The sequence below is a fragment of the Pseudomonas sp. NPDC088885 genome (genome assembly GCF_044750025.1).
GTDB classification, from domain to species: Bacteria; Pseudomonadota; Gammaproteobacteria; order Pseudomonadales; family Pseudomonadaceae; genus Aquipseudomonas; species Aquipseudomonas rustica.
Genome location: NZ_JBIVJB010000018.1, coordinates 19662 through 36312 on the forward strand (window position 1 = coordinate 19662; position 16651 = coordinate 36312).

The window sequence follows — 16651 nt, forward strand, 5'->3', positions numbered from 1 at the left end:
TTGCATTGACCCAGATAGATCCCATTGCCAGCCACAATGAATGCATTGCCACAATGAAGCCTCAGTGGGTTTACCCGCGCTTCGGCATCATCCGCAGCAACGTGTTATCCCTCACCACATAATGGTGATAGATCCCCGCCAGCGCATGCAGGCCGATCAGCCAGTAACCGATCGTGGCGATCAGCACGTGCCAGCCTTCCACCTGTTTGGCGAAGGCTTTGTCCTCACCCACCAGCAGCGGCAGATCAAAACCATAGAACATCACCTGATGCCCCTCGGCGCTGGTGATCAGCCAGCCCAGAATCGGCATGCTGATCATGAACAGGTACAACGCCCAGTGCATCAGCCGCGCCAGTACGGTTTGCCATTGTGGCGAAGCGGGGAAGATTTTCGGTGCCGGGCCGAGGCTGCGCGCGAGCAGGCGAAACCACACCAGCACGAACACGGTCAGGCCGAGCATGTAATGCACTTCGCGGATCAGCGTGCGGCCGCCGCTGCCTTTGGGGAAGAAGCCGCGCAATTCCATGCTGGCATACACCAGCACCAACAACACCAGCATCAGCCAGTGCAGCAGAACCGACACGGTGCTGTAGCGAGATTCGGAACTTGTCCACGGCATACGGTGTTTCCTCACAGATCAGGGTCAACACTGCCGTTCTAGCGCGACGGCATGCTTTAACTGTAATCCGCTTTGGCGGATTTGCCTGAGGCTGATCGGACTTTCAATGCTCTGTGTCACGGGTTTCATGAAAAAAACGCCAGCGTCGGGCAGACGCTGGCGTTTTTGTTTACTGCGGGCCGGGCAATCAGCTCGATTGCGGCATCTCACCCTTGGCCAGACGCTTGTTGATGTCGGCAATCACTTCCGGCAAATCAGTGATGGTGTCGATCATATAGTGCGGACGCGAGCTCTCGAACAGCGCGTGGATGCGCTTGCGTTCGCTGGCCAGTTCATCGCTGCCCAAGGCGCGGAAACCTTCGTAATCCAGGCCCAGCGCGTTGCCCGAGCAGATCAGCGCGACCGTCCACATCCCGGCGCGACGGCCTTCGAGGATGCCCGGCACGGTGTCGTCGATCTTCACGCAGGCGCCGACGTCGTCGATGCCCAAGGCAATCACGTTGGCCAGTGCCTGGGCCGGCCATGGGCGACCGTTCGGCACTTCGTCGGTGGCAACCACGTGGTCGGCGACGTAGCCGTTGGTGGCGGCCAGCTCGACGACTTTGTCCATGACCTGCTTCGGATAGCCGGAGCAGGAACCGATCTTGATCCCTTGCTGACGCAGATTGGCGATGGTTTCCAGCGCGCCGGGAATCAGCGCCGAGTGCTCGGCGATCTTCTCGATCTGCAGCGGCATGAAGCGGTTGTAGATCGCGGTGACGTCATCATCGGTCGGCGTGCGGCCGAACACTTTGCGATAACGCTCGGCGACTTGCGGCTGATCACAGAGGGTGCGGATGTGATCCCACTTGCCCATGCCCATCGGGCCACGGGCTTCTTCGATGGAGACCTGCACATCGAATTCGGCGAAGGCTTCGACGAAAATCTGCGTCGGCGCGAACGAACCGAAATCGACCACGGTACCGGCCCAGTCGAGGATCGCGGCTTGCAGCTTGCTTGGATTGACGTAGTTCATGGCAATTAAATTCCTGATTTGAATGCAGTTCAAATGTGGGAGCGAGCCTGCTCGCGAAGGCGTCGTGTCAGTCGACATCGGTGTTGAATGTTCGACCGCTTTCGCGAGCAGGCTCGCTCCCACAGGGGATGGGTGGTGGGGTCAGATGTCGAGGACTTCCATCTCACGCAGCACTTCACCAACAGCCGCCACGGCCTGGCGCATTTCGTCGGGGCTGACATGACCGATGCAGCCGACACGGAAGGTCTCAACCTGAGTGAGCTTGCCCGGATAAAGGATGTAACCCTTGGCTTTGACCCGTTCGTAGAAATCCTTGAACTGATAACGCGGATCGCTCGGTGCATGGAACGTGGCAATAATCGGCGCCTGAATCGCTGCCGGCAGAAAGCTGCGCAAGCCAAGCTTGCCCATCTCTTCCATCAGCGCCTGGCAGTTGGCGGCATAACGCGCATGCCGTGCCGGCAAACCACCTTCTTCGTTGTATTGCAGCAGCGCTTCGTGCAGCGCCGCGACCACGTGGGTCGGCGGGGTGAAGCGCCATTGACCGGTTTTCTGCATATAAGCGTGTTGATCAAACAGATCCATCGCCAGCGAGTGCGAATTGCCAGCCGCCGCGGCCAGCGCTTCCTTGCGAGCGAAGACAAAACCCATCCCCGGCACGCCTTCCAGACACTTGCCGGACGCGGCGATCAGTGCGTCGAACGGCACTTTTTGCGCGTCTACCGGCAGGGCGCCAAAGGAGCTCATGGCGTCGATGATCAGGCGTTTGCCGTGCTGTTCGACGACTTGGGCGATCTCTGGCAGCGGATTGAGAATCCCGGTGCTGGTTTCACAATGAATCAGCGCGACGTGAGTGATATCACTGTCGGCGCGCAGCAAGCGGTCGACGTCGGCGGCGGTGGTCGGTTCGTCTTCAGCGGTTTCGAAGGTGCTGAACGAGCGGCCGAGCACTTCGCAGATTTTCGCCAGTCGTTTGCCGTAAGCGCCGTTGATCAGCACCAGGACTTTGCCGTCGCGCGGCACCAGGGTGCCGATGGCCGCTTCGACGGCGAAGGTGCCGCTGCCCTGCAACGGCACGCAATGGTGAGTGGCGGCGCCGTTGAGGATCGCCAGCAATTGTTCGCAGAGGCTGGCGGTCAGTTGGTTGAAGCGGTCATCCCATGACCCCCAGTCGACCATCATCGCCTGGCGGGTGCGGGCCGAAGTGGTCAACGGGCCGGGAGTGAGCAGGATGGGTTCGGCAATACTCATTCGTGTGTCCTCGGATAGCGCTGTGGGATGAAGCTACGGGGCATACGTTGCAATTCGGCGTTGCATCAATCAAATTGTTTGTTGTTATGCCAGCCATCAGTGAGAGTTATCCATGAACCTGTTCCAACTGCGCGCCTTCGATGCCGTGGCCCGCGAAGGCAGCTTCACCCGTGCCGCTGCGCGGTTGTTCATCAGTCAGCCGGCGGTCACCGGGCACATCAAGGCGCTGGAGGAGCACTACCAGATCACCCTGTTGCGGCGCACTGCGCGACGGGTGGAGTTGACGGAGGAGGGCACCAAACTGGCGGCGATCACCCGCGCGATGTTCGGTTTGGCGGAAGAGGCGCAGACCATGCTCGAAGCCAATCGGCAATTGCTCACCGGGCGCCTCGAAGTGGCGGCGGACGGCCCGCACATGGTCATGCCGATGTTGGCGAGCCTGCGCGCGCGTTATCCGGGGATCACGGTGAATCTGCGTTTGGGCAATGCTCAGGAAACCCTCGCGGCGCTGTTATCCGAGCACGCGGACGTCGCCGTGCTGACCGAAGTCGAGCCGCGCAAAGGCCTGCACCTGCAAGCGCTGAGCGAGTCGCGGATTTGCGCACTGGTGCCCGCCGCGCATCCGTGGGCCACCCGCCAAGGCGAGGTGAAACTCAAGGAGCTGGATCAAGTGATCATGGTGTTGCGTGAACCGAGTTCGATCACCCGGCGAACGTTTGACGAGGCCTGTGCGCAGGCCGCAATCCATCCGCGTGTGCTGCTGGAGCTGGACAGCCGCGAGGCGGTGACGGAAGCGGTGGCCGCCGAGTTGGGCGTCGGCGTGGTGTCATCGGTAGAGGTCAGCCATGACCCGCGCGTGGTGGCGATTCCGATTGTCGGCGACGGCTTGGTCAACCGGCACATGATCGGTTGCATGGAGCGGCGGCGGGAATTGCGCTTGATTCAGGCGTTTTTCGGTTTGGCACCGGCCTGAATCAGGCAATCGCCAACTGCGCTTGCGCCGGCAGGATCGCTGTAGTTTTGCGCGTGACCTCGATTCTAGGGTAATCCGCCTGCTTCAACTGCATGCCTTCGAGCAGATCCAGCGCGGCAGCCGGATCGTTCAACGGCAGTGTCTGCAACAGCTTCACATCGAGATTCCACCACTGACTCTTGAGCAACCGTTCGATGGTCTGCGGGTCATGCCGGTACTTGATGATCTTCGCCGGAGTGCCAGCAACGATCGCGTAGGGCGGCACATCCTGAGTCACCAGCGCACGCGTCGCGATAATCGCGCCAGTGCCGATCTGCACCCCTTCAAGAATCATCGCGCTGTGCCCGACCCAGACGTCGTGGCCGATGGTGACGTCGGCCACCACCGGGTCGAAGGTCAGGGCGGTGTCGGTGTACTGAAAGGGATGAGAACTGAGCCAGTCAGTGGGATGCGAGCTCTTTTGCTGGCCGATAAAGCAGCGGGTGCTGATCGAGCAGAAGCGGCCAATCGAGGAGACGGCAGACAGCACGCAATCGCTGCGAATGTAGGTGTGCGCACCGATGGTCAGGTGTTTCGACTCGATGGCCACATAGCCGATGGACACGTGCTCCTCGAGCGTCAGCCTGGATCGCTTGTGCAACGAGGAAATGCCACCGGCGACTTTGCAATCGTGCTGGCGAATCCATTTCTTCCAGAAATGATCTCGAACGGAATTGATTAGTTTTTTCACGATGCGTTCTTCGATTCCGTGATCGCAACTCTGCGAAAGGGGTCGGGAAATAATTTGTCACAGGAGCTCAGGCGCCAGTGTAGCCGACGATCTCGATCCGACTGAATACGAAAATTCCGACGTTACGCCAGACTCTCGCGCACCATTTCCAGAAACGTCGCCACCACGCGCCGCGAACTCTGTTCGCGCAGGCACACCAGCGTTTCCGTCAGGCGCCGCGTGCAGTCGATAATCGGCAACGCGCACACCCGCGAATCCGCACCAAACTCCGCCGCCGACACCACGCCGACGCCAATCCCCACCACCACGGCCTCACGCGCCGCTTCCCGGCCTTCGACCTGAATCGCCGGACGAATGCGAAACCCGGCCCGGGCCATTTCTTCTTCCAGGGTTTGCCGGGTTACCGAACCGTGTTCACGCAACACCAACGGCGTGTCATCGAGATCCGCCAGGCAGATCGATTCGCGCTCGGCCCACGGGTGATTACGCGACACAAACGCGACCATCGGATCGTTACGCAACGGAACACAGAGCAGGCGTTCATCGCTGACATCACGCCCGAGCAGGGCCAGATCGGCCTGATAGTTGAACAGACGAAACAGCGATTCGTCGGTGTTGCCGGTCTCGATCTTCACGCTGATCCCCGGATAGCGCTCGCAGAACCGCGCGATCTGCGGCAGTACATGCACCGGCGCATCCACCGCCAGAATCAGGCTGCCGGTCTGCAAGGCCTGGGATTCCTGAAGTAATTCCTGCGCTTCGGCTTCGATCACGAACAGCCGCTGGGTGATCGCCAGCAAGCGTTCGCCCAGATCGGTCAGGCGCACGGAACGTTTATTGCGGTGAAAAAGCAAAACGCCAAAGCGTTCTTCCAGTTTGCGCACCTGGTCGGAAATCGCCGGTTGCGTGAGGTAGAGCCGCTCGGCGGCTTTGGTGAAGCTGCCATGCACCGCGACGGCGTGGAAGGCTTTGAGTTGGGCGTGGGAGACTGCCATGGCGACTCCTGGTGCGAGATCAGTTCAGTAACAAGCTGAGCTTATGAGTGAAATACGATAAATCGATTTTATTTATTAAACAGTAATTGCTTTGATCGGCTCACGCCATCGCTGACTGCTCGGTCGAGCAGCGGCGTTGGCCATGAGCCTGTGCGTGCAACAGCAGGCCTCATCTGACCGGTACCGCCAGAGGGAAGGGTGGTATCGCAGTGCTCAACAATAAAAACACAGGCGTTTTGCTTAACGATTCTGCCGGCACACTCACACCCTGAGGTCAGAACCACAATGAACAAGCACATCGGCACCATCGCACGTTGGCGCGTGCAGATTTTCGCGATTACCTGGCTTGCGTACGCCGCTTTCTACTTCACCCGCAAAGCCTTTTCGGTGGCCAAACTGGGCATCGCCGAAGACCCGACCTTCATGCTCGACAAAATGGCCATGGCCAACCTCGACGCCATCTATCTGGCGGCGTATGCCGTGGGCCAATTCACCTGGGGCATGCTCGCCGACCGCTTTGGCCCAAGGGTCGTGGTGCTCGGCGGCTTGCTGATTTCCGCCGCAGCCGCGTTGGTGATGGGCAGTTACGCCACACTTCCGATTTTCGCCACTTGCATGCTGATACAAGGCCTGGCGCAGTCCACCGGATGGTCGGGGTTGTGTAAAAACCTTGGCAGTTTCTTTCCTGCGAAGGAACGCGGGCGGGTGCTTGGCTTGTGGAGTTCCTGCTACGCGTTTGGCGGTCTGGTTGCGTCGCCGTTCGCCGGTTGGTGGGCGTATACGTTGATCGGCAGTTGGCACGCGGCGTTTATTTCCAGCGCGGTGGTGGTGGCAGTGGTCGCGGTACTGTTCTTTATCTTCCAGCGCAATAAACCGGAAGACGTCGGCCTGCCGGAAGTCGATCCGGAACCGGTACTGACCGCTGAGGAAACCGAGGCCAACAGCAAACTCAGCGTGTGGGAGCCGCTCAAGGAAATCCTGCGCAACCGCACGGTGTTGGTGCTCGGTCTGGCGTATTTCATGTTGAAACCGGCGCGTTACGCGATTCTGTTATGGGGCCCGGTGATCGTGTTTGAACAGATGCCGAGTGTCGGCAAGGTCGGCGCGGCGATTATTCCGACCTCGTTCGAACTGGCTGGATTGCTTGGGCCGATCCTCATCGGTCTGGCCTCGGACAAACTGTTCGGTGCGCGGCGCATGCCGGCCTGCGTCATCAGTTTGCTGGCGCTGACCGTGACGCTGGCGCTGTTTATGGCCGCGCTGCAAACCGGCAGTGTGTTGCTGGTGGTCGCGCTGCTGTTTGTCATGGGCCTGACCCTGTATGGCCCGGACTCGATGATCAGCGGTGCAGCCGCCATCGATTTCGGTAAAGCCAAGGCGGGCGCCACGGCGGCCGGTTTCGTCAACGGTTGCGGCTCGGTCGGCGCGGTACTCGGTGGTTTGCTGCCGGGTTACTTCGACTCGGTGACGGTGTTCATCGTCTTCGCCGGTTGCGCATTGTTTTCGGCACTGGTGCTGATCCCGCACTGGAACAGCCGCCCGGTCGGCGTCATGGAACCACGCGCCTCGATCCCCAATTGCCCGCTGACCATCAAACCTCTGCGTACCTGAAAACCCGCTGCCGCGTGGCCTGCTGCGATGTTCGCGGCAGGCTGCGCCGTGGCCCACTGACTGGAGAAATCCCATGAGACCGTTTTGGCTGGAGCAGGCCTTGCAGGCTGATACGTCCGAGACTTGCCCGCCGCTGCAAGGCGAAGTGCGCACCGACGTGTGCATCGTCGGCGGCGGTTACACCGGGTTGTGGACGGCGATCATGCTCAAGCAACAGAACCCTGAACTCGATGTGCGGCTGATCGAAGCCGACATCTGCGGCGCTGGCGCCAGTGGCCGTAACGGCGGTTGTGCGCTGTCATGGTCGGCGAAATATTTCACCCTGGAACGCCTGTTTGGCGTCGAGGAGGCGGTGCGTCTGGTCAAGGAATCCGAGCGCAGCATTAATGCGATCGGCGAGTTCTGTGAGCAGTACGGCGTCGATGCCGATTACCGCCTCGACGGCACGCTGTACACCGCGACCAACCGTGCGCAGGTCGGCTCGACCGATGCAGTGATCGCGGCGCTGGAGCGTAACGGCATCAACTCGTTCACCCAGCGGCCGGTCGCTGATGTGCAGCGCATGGCAGGTTCCAGCAAACATCTTGAAGGCTGGTTTTCGCCAGCAGCGGCCAGTGTGCAACCGGGCAAACTGGTGCGCGGATTGCGCCGCGTGGCGTTGCAACTGGGCGTGACGATCCATGAAAACACAGCAATGACCGGGCTGGAGGAAGGGCGCCCGGCGCGCATTCAGACGCCCAACGGCAACATCATCGCCGACCGCGTGGTGTTGGCGATGAACGCGTGGATGGCCCGGGCCTTTCCGCAGTTCGAACGCAGCGTGGCGATTGTTTCCAGCGACATGCTGATCACCGAACCGCGCCCGGATCTCTTGCAGGAAATCGGTTTGACCAGCGGCGTCACCGTGCTCGATTCGCGGATTTTCGTGCACTACTACCACAACACCCCGGACGGCCGGATCATGCTCGGCAAGGGCGGCAACACCTTTGCCTTTGGCGGGCGGATGCTGCCGGTGTTCGATCAGCCGTCGCCGTATGCCGGGTTGCTCAAGCGCAGTCTGGATGACTTCTTCCCGGCGTTCAGCGATGTGAAAGTCGATGCGACGTGGAACGGGCCGTCGGATCGCTCGGTGACCGGTTTGCCGTTTTTTGGTCAGATGAGCAGCAGCGGTAATGTGTTTTATGGATTTGGCTATTCCGGCAGCGGGGTTGGGCCTTGTCATATGGGCGGGCAGATTCTGGCGTCGCTGGTGCAGGGGCTGGATAACGCCTGGACGCGTTCGCCGATTGTGAACGGGCCGCTGGGGTATTTCCCGCCGGAGCCGATTCGTTATCTGGGCTCGTTGATGGTACGCAACGCCATCCGCCGCAAGGAACGCGCCGAAGATCACGGCCACCGGCCACGGCATCTGGACGTGCGCCTGGCGAAATTCGCCGCTGCTGCGGGTAAGGCGGATAAGGGTTGATGCACAGCTTTTTTGGCAATCCTGTTGTCGGGAATTTTGTGGTGATGGGAATTTTTTTTGTTGTGATGGGATTTTTGTGGCGAGGGGATTTATCCCCGTTGGGCTGCGAAGCGGCCCCCTCTTTGGAGTATTACTGAGACACCGCGTGCTCAGGTTTTAGGGTCGCTTCGCAACCCAACGGGGATAAATCCCCTCGCCACAGGGTTTTGGGTTGTCCGTAGGGATCAGGAGCGGTTGGTTAGCCAGTCTAGTAAGAGGCTGCTGTCGCGTGCAGGCGGTGCTTCAACCGGCGCGGATTCGCGCTGCGCTCCCAAACACAAAATCGGTCGATCCGGATCGCTGTCGAGAAAACTCACCCACACCTCACTGCCCGCGCGGGGTAATTCATGCGCGGCAATGCGGCCATTGGCGTTGGTCAACGCGATCGGCAGCCAAATCCCCTCAGAATCAGGCGATGTTGGCCTCGGCCACAAGCTCACCTTGATTCGCCCCTTGTCATCCAGTTTCGATGGCTGCCCCTTCGTGCCCAGCACTCGCGCCAAGTGAATCCCCGGAATGCTCGGCCGTGATTGTTTCAGCGCCGGGCGAAAATCCGTCGACCATGGCAAAGCCGTGAACTCGCAGTGATAGCGATACACACTCGGCGCCCGATCAAGGATGCAAGGTTGCTGACCCTGATGGCGCACCGACGTGATCAACCATTGTTCATTGAAGGCATTGATCGGATGTTCGGTCACTTGCAGCAGGTCGGCGCTGTGCAATCCGGGGCTGTCGCAGCGACCGTGAATCGAGCGGTACTGGCAGCGCTGGCGCTCCAGATGGCGGCGGCTGCGTTGTTCGGCATGACGTTGTTCAAGGGACAACATCTGCGGTGCGAGGACAGGCACGGTTTGATTGGCCGAGTCCTCGCCCGACGCCTGTTGCCCCCGGTTGTGCACCCGGTGCAGCGCTCGAACCGGCGCGGCGTCATGTTGCTGAAACAGCGCGCAGACCCGTGGCGAAGGCGTGTCATCGTCGAGACTGAAGGGCAACAGTGTGGGTTCTTGCGGCAGGCTCAGGCTGTCATCGGCAAACACCACCACATGCCCGTCGGGTCGATGCTCGAAGTGATAATGGATGCCTTCCTCTTCACACAGACGTTGCAGCAGCGCCAGGTCGCTTTCCTCGTACTGAATGCAAAAGTCCCGCACGGGGTAGTGGCCGACGGTCATTTCGATACGAAAACTGTCCATTGGCAGCCCATGCTCGGTGAGCAATTGTGCAAGGATCGCCGGCACACTCAACTGCACAAACACCCGGCGTTTAAGCGATTGCGCCAGACGTTGCAGATAAGGCACCAGCACCAATCGATAACCGATCCGGTGCGTGCCGCGATGTTCGCAACGGACACTGTGAATCAGGCCATGCACACCGTGCTGCTCGCTCAGGCGTAAATACACCGGTTGCTCCAGCAAGCTGTCGGGCAGGACGGCGGGCGCCAGGCCAATGACATCGACCTCGAAGCGAAAGGGCTGATTGAGCGCTTCATCACCGGTGAAACGCACCACCGGCAGGCACAATCCGCCATCGATCAGGGTCAGGGTGAAGGGACTTTCCATGTCATTGAGCATTCGTACAGGTTCTGTCGGTCAATACGGACGGCAGAGGGTACGAAACCGCAGCGCGGAATAGTCACCGCAGGGCAGCTTTTCAGAATCGCCCTACACGTTGTGGTGAAGATGTCGATTCGCCAATCAATATTTTTGGTCGATTGCCGACTTTAGGCCGTATAAACTTGGCGCCACGCGTCGGCCAATAGATGTCTCGGCGCCACAGATCAAGAGAGTGAGTAATGGGCGCACAGTGGAAGGTTAAACACAAAGAAGCGGCAGCCAACGCCAGGGGCAAAATCTTCGGCAAACTGGTGAAAGAAATCACCATTGCTGCGCGTAACGGTGCCGATACCACCACCAACGCACACTTGCGTCTGGTGGTTGAACAGGCCAAGAAAGCCTCGATGCCGAAAGAAACCCTCGATCGCGCGATCAAGAAAGGCGCCGGTCTGCTCGGTGAAGCGGTGCAATACCATCGCGTGACCTACGAAGGTTTCGCCCCGCACCAGGTGCCGCTGATCGTCGAGTGCGTGACCGACAACGTTAACCGCACCGTCGCCGAAATCCGCGTCGCGTTCCGTAAGGGCCAATTGGGCGCTTCCGGTTCGGTCGCGTGGGATTTCAATCACGTTGGCATGATCGAAGCGTCGCCGGACACCCCGGACGCCGATCCGGAAATGGCCGCGATCGAAGCCGGTGCTCAGGATTTCGAGCCGGGCGAAGACGGCGCAACACTGTTCCTGACCGACCCGACTGACCTTGATGCTGTGCAGAAAGCGTTGCCGGAGCAAGGCTTCACCGTGTTGTCGGCCAAGCTTGGCTACCAGCCGAAAAACCCGGTGACCGGGTTGAGCGATGAGCAGATGGCTGAAGTTGAGGCGTTCCTTGAAGGCCTCGATAACCATGATGACGTGCAGGATATGTTTGTGGGTCTGGCTGGCTGATTTTCGTCGCCACTGATGGCCTCATCGCGAGCAGGCTCACTCCTACATTGGAACGCATTTCACTTGTAGGAGTGAGCCTGCTCGCGATTGACCGCGCAGCGGTCACAAATTTTCAAGATCCCGCAAAACTTCACTGAACCCCGGCCGCGCCAGCACATCCGCCTGGCAGCAACGCCGCTCCAGTGCTTGCAGTTGCACGAGGCGCTCTTCACTCAACCCCGAATCGATACGCGCCAGCAATTCCCCCAACAAAACCCCGAACGCCCGCACTTCAATGCGTTGCAGCGCCTGCGTCTGCGCGTTATCCGTCGTGGCATGGAACGACGCCCCGCCAAAATCCCCCAATAAACAATCGCCTCGGTCGTTCAACATAATGTTGTGCCCATAGAGATCGCCGTGGGTGATGCCTTGCTGATGCAGGTGCTCCGCCGCCGAAGCAACGCCCTTGGCAATGCGCAGCGCAACGTCTGCCGTGAAGCGCAGGTCATCGGCGTAAACATCCCGCGAACACGTCGCCAGGCTTGGCAACCCGGCGAGGTTGCGAAAGCTCGGATCGATCAATTGCATGACCAAGCCTTGCTGACCGTCGGGGTGGCCGTCGATTCGCCCTTCAACGCGTATCAAATTCGGGTGCAAGCCGGCGGTGATGCACGCGTTCATCTCGTGCAGCGGCGAGCCATCGCTGGTCATCTCACCTTTGTACAACTTCACCGCGACCGGCTCTTCGCTGTGATCGGCACGTTGCCAGATCGCCCGATGAATAACCCCGGAGGCACCTTCGCCCAGCTTCTGCTCCAGACGCAACGCTGACCAGTCAATCAGTGGCGTGGCTTCAAGGGCGGCAGCGGCTTCGGTTTCCAGCGGATTACCGGCGTAGGCGAGCCACGTCAGGCTCGGCAAACTCAGCAGCCATTGCGGCAGCTCGGTGAACTGGTTGACGGAGATGCGCAACAGCTCCAACCGGTGGCATTGGCTCAGCGACGGCGGCAGCGCTTGTAGACGATTGCCAGACAGCATGAGTTTCTGCAGATAGGGGCGTTCGCCCAGTTCGCTCGGCAAGGTTTCGATGCAGTTATCGGTCAGGATCAGCCAGCGCAACAGCGGCGGCAGCGCGACACCGGGAACGTTGACGATGCGGTTGGCCTTGAAACCGATCATCGTCAACGCCGCGCATTGGCCGAGGCAGGCGGGCAGTTCGGTGAACGGGTTGTCGGAGCAGAACAGCACGCGCAGGCGGGTCAGACGGTGCAGATCATCCGGCAGACTGCTCAGATTATTGCCGCTGAGGTTGAGGATTTCGAGGGTGTCGGCCAGCTCGAAAATCTCGCGCGGAAACTCGGTCAGCCCGCACGACAGATCCAGCCGCGTGATGCCCGACAACTCGCCGGCGCGCAATTGAGCAAGGGTATGCATGGAGGTGTTCACTTTAGAAAGAGGACAAGCGCAAGGCGCCGAAATGACCGACATGATAACGGCACCGCAATCCCCTGTGGGAGCGGGCTTGCTCGCGAAGGCGTCGTGTCAGTCAACATCAATAGTGAATGGCTGACTGCATTCGTGAGCAAGCCCACTCCCACAATGGTTTGGCGGTGATTACGGATTCTGCGTCTGGCAATAATCCCCTGTGGGAGCGGGCTTGCTCGCGAAGGCGTCGTGTCAGTCGACATCAATAGTGGATTGTTAACTGCATCGCGAGCAAGCCCACTCCCACAATGGTTTGGCGGTGATTACGGATTCTGCGTCTGGCAATAATCCCGTGTGGGAGCGAGCTTGCTCGCGAAGGCGTTGTGTCAGTCGAAATCAGTGGTGAATAGTTGATTGCCATCGCGAGCAAGCCCGCTCCCACAGGGGGATTTGCGATGTCAGCTAGGCTCGTGGATAACTTGCAATTGCCCCAACCGGCTACGCGTACGCCCCAGATCAATCGCATCGCCGCCCAGGCTTTCGCACAGCGACGACCGGCCAATCAACGTCAGGTGTTTATCCTGGTCGTAAAGCACGTCGATCAAATTAATGAAGCGCTGTTGCGCCGCAATCGAGCAGTCGCCCAGCAGTGGCAAATCATCAATCACCCAGTGGTCGAAACGCCGACACAACTCCAGATAATCCATCACCGCCGTCGGCTGCTCGCACAGGTCATCGAAGGTAAAAGCCACGCTTCTGTCGTCACACCGTCGCGCCCGAAAATGCCGGGTACCGACGGCCAGCGACAATGGCGGGGCATCTTGTGCCGGCAGGTTCAGGGCCATGCGCTGATCGGCCGTACCCGGCCAGACATAATGCCCATGGGTAAATACTTGATGCTCATGATTGCGCGCCAGACTGCGATAATCATGCGGGCCGCCGACTTCCATGACCTGCATGCGCATATTGATCAACTCGATCACCGGTTTGAACCGCGCGTGATAGAGCGGGTTGGGCAGCAAACCTTCAGGCGGATAGTTAGAGGTCACCAGCAGCAGAATCCCGCGCTGGAACAGCGCTTTGAACAGCCGGGTGATGAGCATCGCGTCGCCAATGTCATGCACGTGAAACTCGTCGAAACACAACACCCGACAATCTTGCAGCAACTCATCAAGGGTGGTGGCGAGGGCATCGTCCTGCTCGCGATGGCTGAACATGCCTTGATGCAATTGCGCGAAGAACTGATGGAAGTGCAGCCGCCGCTTCTGCGTAATCGGCAGCGCCTGAAAGAAACCGTCGAGCAGCCAGCTCTTGCCGCGCCCGACCGCGCCGTACAGGTAAAGGCTCGGCGGAGTTTGTGCGGTGGCGCCGAACAGCAGACTGGCCTGTTGCGCCATGCAATCGATGACGCGCTGCTGACTGTGGCTGAGGGTGTAACCCTGCTGGTGCGCCTTGTTGCGGAAATAATCGCGGATCGACTGTGCGCTCGCCTCGTGCCCGGCGCTGGCGCCAATGCCTTTGCCGAACAAGCGGCGCAGCACCGGCCAGCGTTGGCTCAGGTGTGATCGTTTCGGCGGTCGGGCGGGCACTCTGCGGTCACTCCGTATCGGTCATGCCGCCTCCCCGGAGTGCGGCGCGACATTGTAACCAGGCGACGTCAACGGCTTCTACCTCGGGCTGTCGAGGCCGTTCGGTGACAGAACATTTTCCGCGTGTTGCCAACCTTTCGAAACATAACCCGACCGCTCCATGGATCCAATTGACTGGCGCAATCGCCGTGCGTTGCTAACCTGAAACACAGTCACGACAGCGCAAGCCAGTGCTGACAAGGAATGGCGCAGTGAAACAACGAGTGGTCATGGGCCTGCTGGGTGTGCTTGCTGCACCTGCATACGCGGCGGATCTACAGGTCGAAGTGCGAGTCGACGTGCAGCGCGGCTGCCAGTTGATCGGCCAGCAACGCGAGGCCGGGATTGTGCAGCTCGGCGTGCTCGACTTTGGTAGCACCGCGCGCCTCGACGACCCTGACGGGCCATTGAGTGCGGCGCTGACCAATCAACGCTTGCCACGGCTGGAATGCAACCCGGACACGCCTTATCAGATGCGCGTTGACGGCGGTTTGCACGGCGGTATCGGTGAGGTGCGATACATGGCCGGGACGGAGGGCAGCAAGCCGATTCCTTACCGCTTGTATCAGGATGCGGCGCGGCGAGTGCCGCTGGTGGTGGACGTACCGGTCAGCGGGCGGGTGCCGGACACTGGCACGGTGGAGTTGCCGTTGTATGCGCGGATCGAGCGGCTGGCGGAAGTGCCGAAGGTCAGCCGCTATTCGGATTTAGTGAAAGTCACGGTCACCTGGTGATCGCAACGGACAGCAACAACGCAGTGCTCAATGATGAGCGCAATGGATGAAGTCGCTGAAGGAGTAGGGACGGGCGCAATGGCAGGTAAACACTGGATGGTCATGGCAGCAGGTACGCTGGCGCTGCTCGCGGACGATGCGCAAGCAGCGGTCAGCGGGCAGATCCACGCGCGGCTGATCCTGATCGCCGGCTGCGAAGTCACCAATACCTCCAATCCTGCCAGTCCGGTCAGCGATCTCGGCACGCTGGATTTCGGTCAGCAGGGGCCGACCTGGAACGCGCCGATCAAAGCAGCCCTCGACGGCGACACCAGCGGCAAACTCAATGTCGCCTGCAACCCTTCGGTCACCGGTTTCACCGTCACCATCGACGGCGGCACCCATGGCGACGGCAACACCCGGCGCCTGAGCAACGGTCGCCAGACCCTCCCTTATCAGCTGTTTCTCGACCCCTCGGGCGCGCAGAGCTACAGCATCGGCCAACAACACAATTTCGCTGTCACCAGCGCTGCGCAAATACCCATTCCGGTATTTGGCTCGGTGGTGGCGAATACCCGCGCGGTTCCGGCAGGGGTCTACACCGACACCCTGACGGTGACGCTCGACTGGTAACCCCGTAGAGGACGGACACCATGCGTACGTTTGCATCAAGGATAGGTTTGCCGCTGCTCGGTCTGGCGCTGGTTTCCAGTGCCAATGCCGCCACCACGGTCACTGGCCAGATCACCTCCAGCCTGATCCTGATCAGCAGCTGTCAGGTCAACGGCGCCGGTGGCTCCACCGGTCTCAACTTCGGTGCCTTGAACTTCGGCACCGCCAACAGCCTGTTCACCACGGCCACCGGGCAAGTGCTGGGCGGTGGCGGCGGGGCGCTGTCGATTCTGTGCTCCAGCGGCACCACGCCGACGGTAAAAGTGCGCGCCGGTGCCCATGACGGCATGTCGCCGGGCGGCACCCGTGCGTTGTACGACGGCGTGGCGAATTACGTGCCCTACGACTTTTACACCGATGCCGGGCACTCGCAGCTGTTGGCGATCGACGGGACGATCAATCTTGCCGCCAGTACCGGTGTCGCGCAGACCGTGAATATCTACGGTCAGGCCGTGGGCAAGGCCGGTTTGCCGGCCGGCACCTACACCGACACCGTCGCTGTTGAACTGACGTTCTGATGCCATGTTTCGCCATGGCGGCATCGCGTTGCTCCTGCTCTGTGCGGGCAGTGCACCGCTGCCGCTGACGGCGGCGACCAGCCAGAGCTTTCAGGTCAGCGCCACGGTCACGGCGGGGTGCCTGGTGGTGGGCGGGGTGTCGAACTATGGCGGGCTGAATTTCGGTTCGCGCTCGGCCCTGGCTACCGGCACGGTGCAGGTCGCACTGAGTGGCGGCGTGCAGTTGCAATGCACGCCGGGGGTGACGTTGAACATGAGCGTCGACGGCGGCCAGTACAACAGCAGTGGCCGGCACCTGCAGGTCAACAGCGGCAGCGCGCGAGTGGCGTACACGCTGTTCCGCGATGCGGCGTACAGCCAGAGTCTGGGCATCGGCCAGAGCGTGGCAGTGGCGTACAGCGATGCAAACAACATCCGCCTGCCGATTTACGGTCAGGTGCAATTGCCGGGCAATCAGCCTGGGGGGACGTACAGCGATGTGTTGCAGGTGCAACTGTCGTGGTGAGGCGAGGTTTGATGTG

General features: G+C 60.4%; 16 protein-coding genes. 8 read left to right on the plus strand and 8 right to left on the minus strand.

The window, feature by feature from the left end; all coding sequences use genetic code 11:
* Positions 1–70: 70 nt before the first annotated feature.
* The 3 genes from ACIP1X_RS10890 to ACIP1X_RS10900 form a co-directional block, all read right to left on the minus strand.
* The gene (locus tag ACIP1X_RS10890) at positions 71–619 is read right to left on the minus strand and encodes a cytochrome b (protein ID WP_053121761.1); all 549 of its coding nucleotides are present in this window, start codon (positions 617–619) and stop codon (positions 71–73) included.
* 187 nt (positions 620–806) lie between these two features.
* The gene (phnX, locus tag ACIP1X_RS10895) at positions 807–1634 is read right to left on the minus strand and encodes a phosphonoacetaldehyde hydrolase (protein WP_053121759.1); all 828 of its coding nucleotides are present in this window, start codon (positions 1632–1634) and stop codon (positions 807–809) included.
* Between the two features lie 141 nt (positions 1635–1775).
* Positions 1776–2885, minus strand: coding sequence for a 2-aminoethylphosphonate--pyruvate transaminase (locus ACIP1X_RS10900; RefSeq protein ID WP_400751863.1), 1110 nt, complete (start codon positions 2883–2885; stop codon positions 1776–1778).
* A gap of 112 nt (positions 2886–2997) precedes the next feature.
* Between ACIP1X_RS10900 and ACIP1X_RS10905 the strand changes: the two genes are divergently transcribed.
* Positions 2998–3858, plus strand: a complete 861-nt coding sequence (locus ACIP1X_RS10905; protein WP_053121755.1) for a LysR substrate-binding domain-containing protein — start codon at positions 2998–3000, stop codon at positions 3856–3858.
* A 1-nt stretch (position 3859) separates the two neighbouring features.
* Here the strand turns inward: ACIP1X_RS10905 and ACIP1X_RS10910 are convergent, their stop codons facing one another.
* Together ACIP1X_RS10910 and ACIP1X_RS10915 are read right to left on the minus strand one after the other, a co-directional pair.
* Positions 3860–4588, minus strand: coding sequence for a CatB-related O-acetyltransferase (locus ACIP1X_RS10910; protein ID WP_400751867.1), 729 nt, complete (start codon positions 4586–4588; stop codon positions 3860–3862).
* A 122-nt stretch (positions 4589–4710) separates the two neighbouring features.
* A complete protein-coding gene (locus ACIP1X_RS10915) occupies positions 4711–5583 on the minus strand; it encodes a LysR family transcriptional regulator (protein ID WP_053121752.1) in 873 nt (290 codons plus the stop codon).
* 285 nt (positions 5584–5868) lie between these two features.
* Between ACIP1X_RS10915 and ACIP1X_RS10920 the strand changes: the two genes are divergently transcribed.
* Together ACIP1X_RS10920 and ACIP1X_RS10925 are read left to right on the plus strand one after the other, a co-directional pair.
* Positions 5869–7194, plus strand: coding sequence for an MFS transporter (locus tag ACIP1X_RS10920; RefSeq protein WP_212545724.1), 1326 nt, complete (start codon positions 5869–5871; stop codon positions 7192–7194).
* 73 nt (positions 7195–7267) lie between these two features.
* Entirely contained in the window at positions 7268–8659 is a 1392-nt protein-coding gene (locus ACIP1X_RS10925; protein WP_400751870.1) for an FAD-dependent oxidoreductase, read from the plus strand.
* Positions 8660–8883: 224 nt separating this feature from the next.
* Here ACIP1X_RS10925 and ACIP1X_RS10930 read toward each other — a convergent pair whose 3' ends face one another.
* On the minus strand, positions 8884–10269 hold the full coding sequence (locus tag ACIP1X_RS10930) for a type VI secretion system Vgr family protein (protein WP_400751873.1): 1386 nt from the start codon (positions 10267–10269) through the stop codon (positions 8884–8886).
* 221 nt (positions 10270–10490) lie between these two features.
* Between ACIP1X_RS10930 and ACIP1X_RS10935 the strand changes: the two genes are divergently transcribed.
* A complete protein-coding gene (locus tag ACIP1X_RS10935) occupies positions 10491–11195 on the plus strand; it encodes a YebC/PmpR family DNA-binding transcriptional regulator (protein WP_053121745.1) in 705 nt (234 codons plus the stop codon).
* Positions 11196–11297: 102 nt separating this feature from the next.
* Here the strand turns inward: ACIP1X_RS10935 and ACIP1X_RS10940 are convergent, their stop codons facing one another.
* Both ACIP1X_RS10940 and zapE read right to left on the minus strand, forming a co-directional pair.
* Entirely contained in the window at positions 11298–12608 is a 1311-nt protein-coding gene (locus ACIP1X_RS10940) for a leucine-rich repeat-containing protein kinase family protein (RefSeq protein ID WP_400751875.1), read from the minus strand.
* Positions 12609–13057: 449 nt separating this feature from the next.
* The gene (gene zapE / locus ACIP1X_RS10945; protein WP_400751878.1) at positions 13058–14188 is read right to left on the minus strand and encodes a cell division protein ZapE; all 1131 of its coding nucleotides are present in this window, start codon (positions 14186–14188) and stop codon (positions 13058–13060) included.
* Positions 14189–14457: 269 nt separating this feature from the next.
* Between zapE and ACIP1X_RS10950 the strand changes: the two genes are divergently transcribed.
* The 4 genes from ACIP1X_RS10950 (at position 14458) to ACIP1X_RS10965 (ending at position 16635) form a co-directional block, all read left to right on the plus strand.
* Positions 14458–14961: a spore coat U domain-containing protein gene (locus ACIP1X_RS10950; protein ID WP_400751934.1), complete on the plus strand. Its 504-nt coding sequence runs from the start codon at positions 14458–14460 to the stop codon at positions 14959–14961.
* A gap of 78 nt (positions 14962–15039) precedes the next feature.
* Positions 15040–15573 carry a spore coat U domain-containing protein gene (locus tag ACIP1X_RS10955; RefSeq protein WP_400751881.1) on the plus strand — a complete coding sequence of 178 codons (534 nt, stop codon included), beginning with the start codon at positions 15040–15042 and terminating at the stop codon, positions 15571–15573.
* Between the two features lie 20 nt (positions 15574–15593).
* On the plus strand, positions 15594–16130 hold the full coding sequence (locus tag ACIP1X_RS10960; RefSeq protein ID WP_053121735.1) for a spore coat protein U domain-containing protein: 537 nt from the start codon (positions 15594–15596) through the stop codon (positions 16128–16130).
* A 4-nt stretch (positions 16131–16134) separates the two neighbouring features.
* Positions 16135–16635, plus strand: coding sequence for a spore coat U domain-containing protein (locus ACIP1X_RS10965; RefSeq protein WP_400751884.1), 501 nt, complete (start codon positions 16135–16137; stop codon positions 16633–16635).
* Positions 16636–16651 lie beyond the last annotated feature (16 nt).

What these genes read in the sequence shown, in the direction of transcription:
- ACIP1X_RS10930 (WP_400751873.1), bottom strand. Translation starts at nt 10,269, where the DNA reads ATGCTCAATGACATGGAAAGTCCCTTCACCCTGACCCTGATCGATGGC.
- ACIP1X_RS10950 (WP_400751934.1), top strand. Translation starts at nt 14,458, where the DNA reads ATGGGCCTGCTGGGTGTGCTTGCTGCACCTGCATACGCGGCGGATCTA.
- ACIP1X_RS10960 (WP_053121735.1), top strand. Translation starts at nt 15,594, where the DNA reads ATGCGTACGTTTGCATCAAGGATAGGTTTGCCGCTGCTCGGTCTGGCG.
- phnX (WP_053121759.1), bottom strand. Translation starts at nt 1,634, where the DNA reads ATGAACTACGTCAATCCAAGCAAGCTGCAAGCCGCGATCCTCGACTGG.
- ACIP1X_RS10940 (WP_400751875.1), bottom strand. Translation starts at nt 12,608, where the DNA reads ATGCATACCCTTGCTCAATTGCGCGCCGGCGAGTTGTCGGGCATCACG.
- ACIP1X_RS10920 (WP_212545724.1), top strand. Translation starts at nt 5,869, where the DNA reads ATGAACAAGCACATCGGCACCATCGCACGTTGGCGCGTGCAGATTTTC.
- ACIP1X_RS10905 (WP_053121755.1), top strand. Translation starts at nt 2,998, where the DNA reads ATGAACCTGTTCCAACTGCGCGCCTTCGATGCCGTGGCCCGCGAAGGC.
- ACIP1X_RS10955 (WP_400751881.1), top strand. Translation starts at nt 15,040, where the DNA reads ATGGCAGGTAAACACTGGATGGTCATGGCAGCAGGTACGCTGGCGCTG.
- ACIP1X_RS10900 (WP_400751863.1), bottom strand. Translation starts at nt 2,885, where the DNA reads ATGAGTATTGCCGAACCCATCCTGCTCACTCCCGGCCCGTTGACCACT.
- ACIP1X_RS10935 (WP_053121745.1), top strand. Translation starts at nt 10,491, where the DNA reads ATGGGCGCACAGTGGAAGGTTAAACACAAAGAAGCGGCAGCCAACGCC.
- ACIP1X_RS10915 (WP_053121752.1), bottom strand. Translation starts at nt 5,583, where the DNA reads ATGGCAGTCTCCCACGCCCAACTCAAAGCCTTCCACGCCGTCGCGGTG.
- ACIP1X_RS10965 (WP_400751884.1), top strand. Translation starts at nt 16,135, where the DNA reads ATGTTTCGCCATGGCGGCATCGCGTTGCTCCTGCTCTGTGCGGGCAGT.
- ACIP1X_RS10890 (WP_053121761.1), bottom strand. Translation starts at nt 619, where the DNA reads ATGCCGTGGACAAGTTCCGAATCTCGCTACAGCACCGTGTCGGTTCTG.
- ACIP1X_RS10925 (WP_400751870.1), top strand. Translation starts at nt 7,268, where the DNA reads ATGAGACCGTTTTGGCTGGAGCAGGCCTTGCAGGCTGATACGTCCGAG.